At 45.3% G+C, this 12,501-nt stretch carries 11 protein-coding genes; 9 read left to right on the plus strand and 2 right to left on the minus strand.

Annotation, left to right across the window (positions count from 1 at the left end; translation table 11 throughout):
• Positions 1-27: 27 nt before the first annotated feature.
• The gene (locus I8J31_RS01160) at positions 28-2,013 is read left to right on the plus strand and encodes a methyl-accepting chemotaxis protein (RefSeq protein WP_199466353.1); all 1,986 of its coding nucleotides are present in this window, start codon (positions 28-30) and stop codon (positions 2,011-2,013) included.
• An 81-nt stretch (positions 2,014-2,094) separates the two neighbouring features.
• Here the strand turns inward: I8J31_RS01160 and I8J31_RS01165 are convergent, their stop codons facing one another.
• Complete coding sequence (locus tag I8J31_RS01165) at positions 2,095-3,519, minus strand: coniferyl aldehyde dehydrogenase (RefSeq protein ID WP_199466354.1); 1,425 nt, start codon at positions 3,517-3,519, stop codon at positions 2,095-2,097.
• Positions 3,520-3,698: 179 nt separating this feature from the next.
• Between I8J31_RS01165 and I8J31_RS01170 the strand changes: the two genes are divergently transcribed.
• From I8J31_RS01170 to I8J31_RS01195, 6 genes are all read left to right on the plus strand, one after another.
• Complete coding sequence (locus I8J31_RS01170) at positions 3,699-4,325, plus strand: SGNH/GDSL hydrolase family protein (RefSeq protein WP_199466355.1); 627 nt, start codon at positions 3,699-3,701, stop codon at positions 4,323-4,325.
• 811 nt (positions 4,326-5,136) lie between these two features.
• Entirely contained in the window at positions 5,137-6,729 is a 1,593-nt protein-coding gene (locus tag I8J31_RS01175) for an ABC transporter substrate-binding protein (protein WP_199466356.1), read from the plus strand.
• A 115-nt stretch (positions 6,730-6,844) separates the two neighbouring features.
• A complete protein-coding gene (locus I8J31_RS01180; RefSeq protein WP_199466357.1) occupies positions 6,845-7,855 on the plus strand; it encodes an ABC transporter permease subunit in 1,011 nt (336 codons plus the stop codon).
• 9 nt (positions 7,856-7,864) lie between these two features.
• Positions 7,865-8,779, plus strand: coding sequence for a dipeptide ABC transporter permease DppC (gene dppC, locus I8J31_RS01185; protein WP_199466358.1), 915 nt, complete (start codon positions 7,865-7,867; stop codon positions 8,777-8,779).
• A gap of 11 nt (positions 8,780-8,790) precedes the next feature.
• A complete protein-coding gene (gene dppD / locus I8J31_RS01190) occupies positions 8,791-9,759 on the plus strand; it encodes a dipeptide ABC transporter ATP-binding protein (RefSeq protein WP_199466359.1) in 969 nt (322 codons plus the stop codon).
• Positions 9,756-10,784 carry a peptide ABC transporter ATP-binding protein gene (locus I8J31_RS01195; RefSeq protein WP_199466360.1) on the plus strand — a complete coding sequence of 343 codons (1,029 nt, stop codon included), beginning with the start codon at positions 9,756-9,758 and terminating at the stop codon, positions 10,782-10,784. Before dppD ends, I8J31_RS01195 begins: the two co-directional genes overlap by 4 nt.
• A gap of 64 nt (positions 10,785-10,848) precedes the next feature.
• On the opposite strand, the gene I8J31_RS01200 is transcribed toward I8J31_RS01195, so the two are convergent.
• Positions 10,849-11,307 (minus strand): YehS family protein, encoded by a 459-nt coding sequence (locus tag I8J31_RS01200; RefSeq protein WP_199466361.1) that lies wholly within the window; start codon positions 11,305-11,307, stop codon positions 10,849-10,851.
• Between the two features lie 112 nt (positions 11,308-11,419).
• On the opposite strand from I8J31_RS01200, the gene I8J31_RS01205 reads away from it, so the two are divergent.
• Together I8J31_RS01205 and I8J31_RS01210 are read left to right on the plus strand one after the other, a co-directional pair.
• Entirely contained in the window at positions 11,420-11,884 is a 465-nt protein-coding gene (locus I8J31_RS01205; RefSeq protein WP_199466362.1) for a GNAT family N-acetyltransferase, read from the plus strand.
• Positions 11,881-12,498, plus strand: coding sequence for a LysE family translocator (locus I8J31_RS01210; RefSeq protein WP_199466363.1), 618 nt, complete (start codon positions 11,881-11,883; stop codon positions 12,496-12,498). The genes I8J31_RS01205 and I8J31_RS01210 overlap by 4 nt, the downstream gene beginning before the upstream one ends.
• Positions 12,499-12,501: the final 3 nt, after the last annotated feature.

Genomic DNA, 12,501 nt, shown 5'->3' on the forward strand with positions numbered 1-12,501 from the left:
CCACTTATTTGGTATACATGGAGTATTATGAAGTCCCCAATTCGAATCAGCCAACAAATCAACATTGGCCTACTAACTATTTTATTACTCGCTCTTGTTTGTATTGATTTAGTCGTAGAAATGAAAGTAAAGCCTGATCTAACAGCTGAGCGACAGCGACAAATTACCGTTAATCAAAAAGGATTAAGTGAGCTTCTCAGTGCCAAGCTAGAAAAAATTCAACTATTGACCAGTACTCTAGCATTAGCGGGGACTGAGCTACCTAAAGAAGAAGCCCTTTTCAAAAAACTCTTTCCAAGCATAGTCAATAATCACGATGATAAAAGCATTGCTGGCGGTGGTATTTGGCCTGAACCAAATGCCTTTACACAAGGCACTGAACGCCGCAGCTTTTTCTGGGGACGTGATGGCTCCAACATGAGTTACCTAGACGACTACAATGACCCTGCTGGGTCGGGTTATCACAATGAAGGTTGGTACAAGGTAGGGAAAAACGCCCCGGTTGACCTTTGTGCATGGTCTGAAGCCTACATAGACCCTGTTACCAATATTCCAATGGTGACCTGTACCATTCCAATGAAAGAAGGCAACCGGTTTACAGGTGTTAGTACCGTAGACATGATGCTTGATGGCATAACAGAAACGCTAGCACAATATGGCTCTGCAAATGACGGCTACGTGTTTGCTATTGATCAAATAGGACAAGTGCTCAGCTTCCCAAAAGGTAAGGCTAAGCTAGTCAAAAGTGACGGCAGTATGCTCACAGCGCAAGAATTAGGGAATGAACTACCTTGGCTCAAACCTGCCCTAGCCCAAAATAATAATTCAACAAAGGTCGTATCACTGGATCACGATGACATTCTAGATGGTGCAGCTTATGTAGATGTTTTCAAGCATCCACAAACAGGCTGGACCATAGGTTTAGTTGTACCGAAAGAACGTATGACAGAGATTGCGCAAAGCATGGGCTTATTCCTAATGCTAACGATTGGCGCTCTGTTGATCGTAGTCAGCATTATTGTTGTTTACTTCTTTCGCAGCTTTCTGCAAAAAATCAACCAAACGACACAACAAATTCAAGATCTGGCTGACGGTGGCAGTGCCGAGGAATTGGAAGTCGGTAAGCTCAATGAAATCGGAGATCTTCGTCAATCCGTCAACGCCTACGGCGACAAACTGAAGAAACTACTAGAGCAAATCCACATAGAATCAGCCAACCTTGTTGGTGATGCCGGTCGTCTAAATCAATTTAGTAATGACTTCTTGAGCAAGGCCAATAGCTTGAGTGATGAAAACCATACCCTCGCAGCGGCAACCGAAGAGCTCGGCGTGACCTCTCACGATGTTGCTATGTATGCCAACGAAACCAAAGAAACCGTTGATCGCATTCACACCGACGTTCGTAAGAGTGGTGACGAGATGCAAACCGTGATTCAGACCATGCGTACCCTCACTGATGCCATGACTCAGGCGCAAACTAACATTCTCAAATTGGACGAAGACAGCCGTCAAGCCAATGGCATGTTAGGCGTTATTCGTGACATCGCCGAGCAAACTAACTTGCTCGCTCTAAACGCCGCTATTGAAGCAGCGCGAGCAGGGGAAACCGGCCGAGGTTTTGCCGTGGTGGCTGATGAAGTACGGAACCTTGCCGCAAAAAGTGAAAGCTCGGCCGTGGAAATTGAACAGGTACTAGGCCGCTTGCAGGTTGCTTCTAAAGACTCAGTTACTTCCATGGAGTTAGGCCAGAGCGAAACGGAAAAAGCCGTAGCCACAGCAGAATCCACAGCCAACCATTTGCAACTAGTGGTTGATGCCTTTTCACAAATTACGGATCAAGCCATACAGATCTCGGTGGCAGCAGAGGAGCAACAAAAAGTCTCTAATGACCTCAGTAAATTTGTTTCTCGTTTGCAGGACTTAACCGGCAGTAATGCCGCTGATTCCAACAAGCTCAGTAACATGAGCCAAGAGATAGACGCCATTGCAAAACGTCTAAATGAATTGAAATAAAGCTTCTTCAAAAAAGTAAAAAAGCTCATGGTGATCACATCATGAGCTTTTTTTATGTCTGTGTCCCATCCTGAAAAAGAGCTAAAAATAAGGCCAGACTTTCGCCATCAATCGGTGTATTTGGCTTTTATAGGGAGGAGAAAACAGTCCTGCTAAGTTAGGCCCTCGTTTATGTAATACCGACTTTCCATGGGAAAAGGTCAGAAACCCCTCCTCCGCATGATACGCCCCTATACCAGACGCTCCGACACCACCAAACGGTAAATCAGGCTGCGCCACCTGAATAATCGTATGGTTGATTACCAAGCTGCCACTGGCTATCTGGTTTTCACAGCGCTTTCTGTCTTCCGCTTGGTTAGTAAACAAATACATAGCTAACGGACGCGGTCGTTGCTGAATATAAGACAAGGCGTCTGCCATATCTGAATAGGTTAAAATAGGCAATAAAGGCCCAAATATTTCGTCTTGCATAACACGCAAGTCATCACCTGGCTGATGTAAAATATGTAAAGCCAACTTTCCCCCTTCCTCGACTGGCCCCTCTAGCATAAGGTTTTCACATACCACTCCAGCAGAGCGGGCTTCAGCAAGGTAACCCTTCAAACGCTCTAGCTGTCGTTCGTTAATCAAACTGGTGTAATCAGGGCTAGAAATCCCCTGAGGATAATACTCTTTCAGTGTTTGCTTGATATGCTCAAGCAAAGCCTTTTTTTGATCCTGATGACACAAGATGTAATCCGGTGCGACACAGGTTTGACCTGCGTTCGTTACCTTACCAAACACCAGTCTCTTCGCCGTCATTTTTAGATCCGCAGACGGCGCCACTAATAGTGGTGATTTACCGCCTAACTCCAAAGTAACAGGTACAAGATTTTTTGCCGCATTTTGCATCACCATACGGCCCACTTGCGTAGAACCAGTAAAGAGCAAATGATCAAATGTTAGTTGAGTAAATTCATTCGCTATATTGGCTTCCCCTTCCACCAGCTCAACCCACTCTCCGCCTAGAGATTGATCCACTATGTCCCGCACTACCTTATTGGTTGCAGGGCAAAACTCAGACACCTTCAACATGACCCTATTTCCTGCCGCTAAAGCCCCAATCAGAGGCCCTAAGCTGAGCAAGACGGGGTAATTCCATGGAGAGACGACCCCAATGACGCCTTTGGGTTGATAGTGCACCTTAGCACTCGCGGGAAGCGCACTGATATGCACGCTACGCTTCGATGGTTGCATCCACCTAGCTAGGTGGCATTTAGCGTGTTTAAGCTCAGAAACAGTGGGAAACAATTCGATTAAGCGAGATTCTTCATGGGATCGGTGACCATAGTCTTGCTGTAAGGCTTCGAGTAACGGTATTTCGTATTGCAATATAGCGGCTTGTAAGCGAGCTAAATTCTGTCGACGCACCTGTACAGAGGGAAAAGCATCCTGTTGGGCATGTGCCTTAAGCCGAGCAAAGGCCGCTTGCATTGCCTCAGGTGTATGGGAAGGAGTCACTGGCATACTGCCTCATTGATTTTATTATTGAACGACTCTACCTCAAACCGCTCGATTAAATAAATCATTTCATACAACCCCTTTCGCTTAGCTATACTAAGGAGACCATCGCAAGGTGTCATGAGCGAATATCAAGTATCGTTCACAGTTCTACATACCGAATGATAAAACAGGAGGATTAGATTATGGCAACCATTCTTTGTTACGGCGATTCTCTCACTTGGGGTAGCGCGCCAAATGGCGGACGTTATCCGAAACATCTACGTTGGCCAAACATACTCAACAAATTAATAGGCGAACATCATCAGGTCATTAACTTTGGTTTACCGGGACGTACTACCCTCTGGAACGACCCTTTTTTAGAAGGACGAAATGGCTTAGCCTACATTCAAGCCGCCTTGGAAACCTTTGGTCCAGTCGACATCTTAATCATCATGCTAGGAACCAATGACCTAAAACGACATTTCAACGTAGGCGCCTACGAAGCGGCAAAAGGCGTAGAAAAGCTAATAGCCAGATCCAGAATACCAAATACTTATAATTTTCCAGCTCCCAGCATTGTCGTAGTAGCCCCACCAAATATTTTATCCCCAGCAGGAAGTATGGCCGAAAGTTTCACTGGAGCCGTTGAAAAATCTCAATTTTTTCATAAATACTACCAAGAAGTAGCCGTTCAACATCATTGTATCTTTCTCAACTCGGCAGGCGTAATACAACCCAGTGAGATGGACGGGGTACACCTAGACGCAGAAGGCAATGAACAACTTGCCAATGCATTAGCAGACCTAATACATATTGAAATAAATAAATAAACTATTGTTTTTTATCGTTATTTTTTATATTTATGATTTTTTCTAGAAACATACTTAAAAATACTGCGCCTCTTTGTAGGCGCTTTTTTATTGCTAAAACCTTAAAGCAACCACTTTTACTATTGACAAATAGCAATGCTTTTTTTCTCCAGCGCAAGAAAGAATCAAATTAGATCAAAAAATGCGCGATTATTAAAAAAAATACCAAGCACTACGATATATTCTTCCATTAGATTTTTCTTACACAAAGTTATCCACAGGAAAAGAAGCACAATGACAAACATCATGAAAGTCTACAATTCATACCAAGGCCATAAAGTAAGTGGCTTTTAAGCAACTATTTTTCGATAAAAATCCCGCCGCAAGCTGCCCTTCCCTTTACGAAAAAAATGTTTTTTATGACATTTTTGTGTCTACTTAATATTTTTTTGCTAATTCTTTACGCTTTTTAATTACCGTATTTCTGAGCAAATCCTTTGATTTAAAGACTTTCCGCCTTTCTTCAAAAAACCGTATTCATTCCATGCATAGGGCATATCGTTATTTCGATTGGTCATTACTGACCATTTGGGTAATCTCCAATGATGCTATTTTGGTTGTTTCTGCTTAAGGCAAAGCAACGACGAATAGCTAAAGGGGGCTCAAGGATGAGACAGAACGACTTCATTCAAGCTGGGTAGCTTGAATGAAGTTCGTTTTAAAACATTATTTACAGGAATGCCACCTCCTGCCAAAAAACACAAAATGAACCAACCTGATTCGACTTCCCACGTGTCTGACACGACTATAATTATGCTAATGGAGAGTTAAAATGAAAAACAAGTTAGCTGCACTTCCGCTTGCCCTTTTGGCCGCGAGTGCGATCACCACTTCCGCTCACGCCGCAACTACCCTTGTTTATTGCTCAGAAGGTAGCCCAGAAGGGTTTAACCCAGCGTTTTACACGGCAGGTACGACCTTTGATGCCACCTCTAAAAACATGTTTAACCGTTTGATGGAATTCACACTGGGCACCACGGAAACAGAGCCAGGTTTAGCAACAAGCTACGATGTCTCTGCTGACGGCCTTGAATACACCTTCCATTTACGTAAAGGTGTGAAATTCCATTCGAGCAAATCATTCAAGCCAACTCGTGACTTTAATGCTGATGATGTGGTTTTCTCTTTTGCTCGCCAATGGGATAAAAAACATCCTTATCACACAGTTTCTAACGGCTCTTACGAATACTTTAATGGCATGAGTATGGGCGATTTGATCAAGGATATTGTGAAAGTCGACGACTACACAGTGAAATTCGTATTAAGCAAACCTGAAGCCCCTTTTATCGCTAACTTAGCGATGGACTTTGCGTCTATTTTTTCCAAAGAACAAGCCGATTACCTAATGAAAAAAGGCACGCCTGAGCAATTGGACATTGATCCAGTCGGCACAGGTCCATTCCAAAAAGTTCAATACCAAAAAGATTCTTTAATCCGCTACACCGCGTTTAAAGACTATTGGAAAGGCAAAGCAAAAGTTGATCGTTTGGTATTCTCTATCACCCCAGATGCTTCGGTTCGTTACGCAAAACTAAAAGCGGGCGAATGTGATGTGATGCCTTACCCAAACCCTGCGGATCTTAAGCAAATGGCTTCCGATCCAAACATCAACTTGATGAGTCAAGAAGGCTTAAATGTCGGTTACCTTGGTTTTAATACGAAAAAAGCACCTTTCACCGATGTGCGTGTACGCCAAGCCCTAAACTACGCAACTGACAAAAAAGCCATCATTGATGCGGTGTTCCAAGGCGCTGGTAAAGAAGCTAAGAATCCGCTTCCACCTACTATGTGGTCTTACAATAAGGATATTGTGGATTACCCATACGACCCAGTAAAAGCAAAAAAACTATTAGCAGAAGCCGGCTACCCTGATGGCTTCTCTACCAATATTTGGGCCATGCCTGTACAACGTCCATACAACCCAAATGCCCGTCGTATGGCGGAAATCATGCAGGAAGATTGGTCTAAAGTCGGTGTGAAAGCAGAGGTTGTGTCTTATGAATGGGGCGAATACCTAAGCCGCACGAAGAAAGGCGAAGCGGACACCTTTTTACTAGGTTGGACTGGTGACAACGGTGACCCAGATAACTTCCTATACGTCTTGCTAGGCTGTGACGCTGTTGGAGGATCTAACCGTGCTCAATGGTGTAACGAAGAGTTTAACAACCTATTGCTTGATGCCAAACGTACCTCGGACAAAGCGGAACGTACAAAAGACTACGAGAAAGCACAGGTCGTCTTCAAGCGTGAAGCACCTTGGATCACCATCGCTCACTCAGTTGTGTATGAACCCATTCGTAAAGAAGTAAAAGGCTACAAAATTGACCCACTTGGTGGTCACTACTTCTACAACGTAAGTAAATAGAAGTAAGTCCTTACTCGGACGATCACAAAGAATCTGCTCGCTGGGACGTGAGTAGATTCTTTGCTGACCGAGCACCTTGCTCGATCATACTAAAAGCCAAGAGAGCCAGTCCTTTATGTTCCAATTTATTTTTCGCCGCTTAAGCCTCGTTATTCCGACTTTTCTCGGAATCACCTTACTCACTTTTACGCTTATTCGGCTCATTCCCGGTGACCCCATTGAAGTGATGGCCGGAGAGCGTGGTGTCTCCGCTGAACGTCATGCCCTATTAAGTGCGCAATTGGGTTTCGATAAGCCTTTATATGTTCAATACTTTCGTTATGTCGGTGGGGTTTTACAAGGTGACCTTGGTAACTCTTTAATCACCAAAGAACCCGTCATGAAAGAATTTCTCACACTGTTTCCTGCAACGGTTGAGCTAACCATTTGTGCCGCCATTTTTGCTATTTTAATCGGCTTACCTGCTGGTATTTTTGCGGCGGTAAAGCGCGGAACCATTCTTGATCACTCGGTGATGACCTTTTCACTCACGGGGTATTCTATGCCTATCTTTTGGTGGGCCTTGTTACTTATGCTGGTATTCTCCGTCACATTGGGCTGGACGCCAGTGTCAGGAAGAATAGACGTAGTGTATTGGATAGACGATGTCACCGGTTTCATGCTGATCGACACCCTGCTATCCGATGAAGCAGGTTCTTTTACCTCCGCTGTGTCTCATCTAATTTTACCCAGTATCGTATTGGGCACGATCCCCATGGCGGTCATCGCGCGCATGACGCGCTCCTCCATGCTGGAAGTATTAAGCGAAGACTATATTCGTACCGCACGAGCCAAAGGCATTGCGCCGTGGCGAGTCATCATCATTCATGCTTTGCGAAATGCGCTCATTCCGGTGATTACCGTTATTGGTTTGCAGGTCGGCATCTTATTGTCTGGTGCCATTCTGACCGAAACCGTATTTGCTTGGCCAGGCATTGGTAAATGGCTAATTGAGTCTATTGGTCGTCGTGATTACCCCGTTGTACAAGGCGGCATTTTGATCGTGGCGTGCATCATCATTATCGTCAACCTGTTGGTCGATATTACCTACGGCATTGTCAATCCGCGTATTCGACATAGCCGATAAGGAGACCTTATGACAATTTCTACAGATACCTCAACATCCGCTAACTCACTAACCGCACCAGCCCCCATGACGCCAATGCAAGAGTTTTGGCATTATTTTAGTAGTAACAAAGGAGCAGTCGCAGGGCTGGTTGTTATTGCACTTATTTGTTTTATGGCCATCTTTGCCGATATTGTTGCTCCCCATTCACCATCAGACCAATATCGTGACGCCCTTTTATTACCACCAGCTTGGCTGGAAGGCGGTAACTGGTCTTTTGTATTAGGCACAGATGACGTGGGACGAGACATTTTATCTCGTTTAATTCATGGCTCGCGTCTGTCTATTTCAGTCGGTATTGTCGCGGTTACGGCTTCTCTTATCGTGGGTATCTTGCTGGGATTAATCGCAGGCTACTTCAAAGGGGTTATTGATACCATCATCATGCGATTTGTGGACATTATGCTGGCCATGCCAAGCTTGTTACTTGCTATTGCGATTGTGGCGATTTTGGGGCCAAGTATCGTTAATGCGGCACTGGCCATTTCTATTGTCTCTCTCCCTCACTATGTACGCCTAACCCGTGCCGCAACCATGGCAGAAATGTCGCGGGATTATGTCACCTCTTCACGGGTAATCGGCGCAGGGCCTCTGCGTTTGATGTTCATCTGCATCTTGCCAAACTGTTTAGCGCCTTTGATCGTGCAAGCCACCCTTGGCTTTTCCAGCGCTATTCTCGATATGGCGGCCTTAGGCTTCTTAGGTCTTGGCGCTCAGCCACCTACACCAGAGTGGGGCTCTATGTTGGCTGATGCATTGCAATTCGTACAACGCGCTTGGTGGGTTGTAACCTTCCCCGGTTTGATGATTTTGATCACCGTGTTGGCGTTTAACCTCATGGGAGATGGCTTACGTGATGCCCTCGATCCCAAGTTGAAGCAGTAAGAGAGGTTTTTATGTCACTGTTACAATTAGAAAATTTGAGCGTTTCCTTTGGCAATTTCCGCGCTGTGGACAACATCAGCTACAAAGTTGAAGAAGGCGAGGTACTGGGCATCGTCGGTGAATCAGGTTCTGGTAAGAGTGTCAGCTCTTTATCCATCATGGGATTGATCGACTTCCCAGGTAAAGTCAGTGCCGATCAACTCACTTTTGATTCTCAAGACCTACAAGCTATGCCAGAGAAGCAGCGCCGCAAGCTCACAGGTTCCGACATTGCGATGATCTTCCAAGATCCGATGACCAGCCTTAACCCTTGTTTCACCGTGGGTTATCAGATCATCGAAGCGTTAAAAACACACCAAGACGGCAACAAAAAAGAACTAAAGGCACGGGCTATCGAGCTATTAACGCAAGTGGGTATTCCTGCGCCCGAATCACGTTTAGGTAATTACCCTCATCAACTTTCTGGTGGTATGAGCCAACGCGTGATGATTGCCATGTCCATTGCCTGTGATCCACGTCTATTGATCGCAGACGAACCGACAACGGCTCTCGATGTGACCATTCAGGCACAAATCATCGACTTGTTGGTCGAGCTGCAACGTAAGAAACAAATGGGCTTGGTATTGATCACTCACGATCTGGCCTTGGTGGCCGAAGTTGCCCATCGAGTGATCGTCATGTACGCCGGACAAATTGTTGAATCTGGCCCAGCTTCCGAAGTCTTTAGTACGCCCAAGCACCCTTATACTCAAGCATTACTGGCTTCCTTACCAGAATCGGCATCGGGTAAAGCTCGTCTCGAAGCCTTACCTGGCGTGGTTCCCGGTCAATATGACCGACCTCTGGGTTGCTTATTGAGTCCGCGCTGCCCCTACGCAACAGATCATTGCCGTAAGGTCGAGCCTGCCAACCAAGGTGATCTTGATCGCCAAGTAAAATGCCACACGCCATTGGACAGCGAAGGGAGACCAGCCGCATGAATGAATCCGATAGCCGTTTAATTCTAAAAGCCGAAAACCTAAAACAGCACTACCATGTGAAGCAAGGATTGCTTAAACCCGAAGTCACGGTCAAAGCCGTGGATGGCATCAGCTTCAATCTTGAAAAGGGTAAAACCCTCGCCGTGGTTGGCGAATCTGGTTGTGGTAAATCCACTCTGGGTCGTATGCTCACCATGATTGAAACACCGACAGAAGGTCGCTTGGCGCACCTTGGTGAAGACTTACTCACCTTAACGAAAGACGCCCAAGCAAAACTGCGTCAGAAGATTCAAATCATCTTCCAGAACCCCTATGGTTCACTTAATCCGCGCAAGAAAATTGGTTCGATTTTAGAAGAGCCCTTGGTGATTAATACTTCCCTAAGCAAATCTGAACGCAAGGAAAAAGCGCTTAGTATTATGGAAAAAGTAGGCTTGAAAGCTGAGCATTACGACCGTTACCCGCACATGTTCTCGGGTGGTCAACGCCAACGTATCGCCATCGCTCGCGGTTTAATGCTCGACCCCAACGTTATCGTCGCAGACGAACCAGTATCCGCTCTCGACGTATCCGTTCAGGCGCAAGTATTGAACTTAATGATGGATTTACAGGACGAATTTGGTTTGAGCTATGTGTTTATCTCCCACGATTTATCTGTAGTAGAGCACATCGCTGACGACGTGATGGTCATGTACTTGGGCAAGGTGGTCGAACAGGGCTCACGCGAACAACTGTTCGAAAACCCCAAACACCCTTATACCTTGGCACTACTTTCTAGTACGCCCCAGCTTTCACCAGAGAAACGCCGCCAGCGGATTAAGCTAGAAGGTGAATTACCTTCACCGCTGAATCCGCCTTCAGGTTGCGCTTTCAACGGCCGTTGTGCCTACGCCAACGACCGTTGTCGCAGCGAAACGCCAACGCTACGGTTAGACAGCTCGGAAGAGCAAGAACAAGGTCACTTGATTGCCTGTCATGCTGTAGCAGAAAAACGCATTGGAACACTAGTGGAAGGCGCCGCTTAGCAATTAGCAGCACGAAAAAGATATTCACTCCCTGTGAGTTTTTGAACGCCCGAAAGGGCATTTTTTATCCTCGATAATGCTTTTGTACGCCCATCAAGAAGTTACGTAAGATTTGGTCTTTGCATTCGCAATAATGTCGATTGTCTGGCTTGCGGAAAAAAGAGCTCAGCTCATGCTTGCTCAGGTTAAACTCTGCCAACGCCATGATGTCTAAAATCTCTTCCGCTTGCAGGTTTAAAGCAATGCGCAATTTCATAAAGATGGCGTTGTTGGTGAGACGTTTTTCAGGCTCAGGTTGTGGGCCTTCACGTTTGCCACGTTTGGTATTAATAAAGCCGTTCAAAAACGTCGCAATCTCTACGTCGAGCATTTCAACATATCCTGCATCGTCTTCTTTCCTTAACCAGCTCGTCACCTGCTCTTGCGTCGCAACGCCCTCTGCAGAAGCTATGATCTCCACAATGGATAGAGCTTTAAGATCAAAAGTGTAGCGAAGGCGGCGCAAGATATCGTTATTATTCACAATAGGTTCCTAGTGTTAGGCTATCAGCTTAGTCAACATGATGAGCTGGGGAATTCGTAAGTTGCCACTTTAACAGAATTAGCCATTGATTACTTTGAGAAACAGGACATAAATGTACTCTACCCGACCCGCAACCTCCCAAGATTACACGTTTTTATTCGAGTTAAAAAAAGCGGCTGAATACGAGCAGATTCATCATGTCTTTGGTTGGGATGATGCCGTTCAAAAACAGATTCACAAGAAAGAATGGAACGAGGCTAAACCAACCATTATAGAAGTAGACAACAAAGCCATTGGCAGCTTTTTACTACGCCCTCTAGAAGATACAGGTGAGCCTTTATATTTTAGTCGCTTCTTCTTACTACCAGAATTTCACGGTTCAGGTATAGGCAGCGCGATTTTAAAGCAATGCTTGGACTTGGCCGACGAGCAAGAAAAAAGAGTGACCTTGTGTTATTTGCAAGGTAGCCGAGTTGGTCGACTTTATAAAGATTTTGGTTTCGTCATCACCCATCAAGATGTAGAGTTTGTTTATATGCAGCGCATACCGAACAGTCAACTAAGGAGAGAATCATGATAAGCACAGAGTTCTTAATTACCTCGCTTATTCTCGTACTGATACCCGGAACGGGCGTGATTTATACTATTTCAGCAGGGATTTTTCAGGGAGCTCGCGCCTCTTTTGCTGCCTCACTTGGCTGTACTATAGGCATAGTGCCCTCTATGTTAGCGAGTATTTTAGGCTTAGCTGCCATTCTTCACGCCAGTGCCTTAGTTTTTCAAATTGTGAAGTTTATTGGGGTGGCTTATCTACTGTATCTCGCTTGGGGGATGTGGAGAAACACGGGTGGATTCAAACTAGAAGAGGGCGAAAACAAGCCTGTCCGTTTTTTCAACCTGGCTCTGAGAGGCTGCTTGATCAATATGTTGAACCCAAAGCTGACTCTCTTTTTTCTCGCTTTCTTACCTCAATTCATTCCCTCTGACACAGTGTCTGTAATGGGCCAAATGCTACTACTTGGCGGGATCTTTATGGGGATGACATGCCTAGTGTTTACTTTCTACGGCTTACTTGCCAGCCACGTACGACAGTATCTAATGGGATCCTCCCAAATAACTCAATATCTACAACGATGTTTTTCCGCCAGCTTTGCTTTACTAGCAACAAAACTGGCCTTTACGGATCGCTGATAT

The sequence above is a fragment of the Marinomonas transparens genome, assembly GCF_016463975.1.
In the GTDB taxonomy this organism is placed as follows: Bacteria; Pseudomonadota; Gammaproteobacteria; order Pseudomonadales; family Marinomonadaceae; genus Marinomonas; species Marinomonas transparens.

Coding starts and splice junctions, on each gene's coding strand:
- I8J31_RS01160 (WP_199466353.1), top strand. CDS start 28: ATGAAGTCCCCAATTCGAATCAGCCAACAAATCAACATTGGCCTACTA.
- I8J31_RS01165 (WP_199466354.1), bottom strand. CDS start 3,519: ATGCCAGTGACTCCTTCCCATACACCTGAGGCAATGCAAGCGGCCTTT.
- I8J31_RS01170 (WP_199466355.1), top strand. CDS start 3,699: ATGGCAACCATTCTTTGTTACGGCGATTCTCTCACTTGGGGTAGCGCG.
- I8J31_RS01175 (WP_199466356.1), top strand. CDS start 5,137: ATGAAAAACAAGTTAGCTGCACTTCCGCTTGCCCTTTTGGCCGCGAGT.
- I8J31_RS01180 (WP_199466357.1), top strand. CDS start 6,845: ATGTTCCAATTTATTTTTCGCCGCTTAAGCCTCGTTATTCCGACTTTT.
- dppC (WP_199466358.1), top strand. CDS start 7,865: ATGACAATTTCTACAGATACCTCAACATCCGCTAACTCACTAACCGCA.
- dppD (WP_199466359.1), top strand. CDS start 8,791: ATGTCACTGTTACAATTAGAAAATTTGAGCGTTTCCTTTGGCAATTTC.
- I8J31_RS01195 (WP_199466360.1), top strand. CDS start 9,756: ATGAATGAATCCGATAGCCGTTTAATTCTAAAAGCCGAAAACCTAAAA.
- I8J31_RS01205 (WP_199466362.1), top strand. CDS start 11,420: ATGTACTCTACCCGACCCGCAACCTCCCAAGATTACACGTTTTTATTC.
- I8J31_RS01210 (WP_199466363.1), top strand. CDS start 11,881: ATGATAAGCACAGAGTTCTTAATTACCTCGCTTATTCTCGTACTGATA.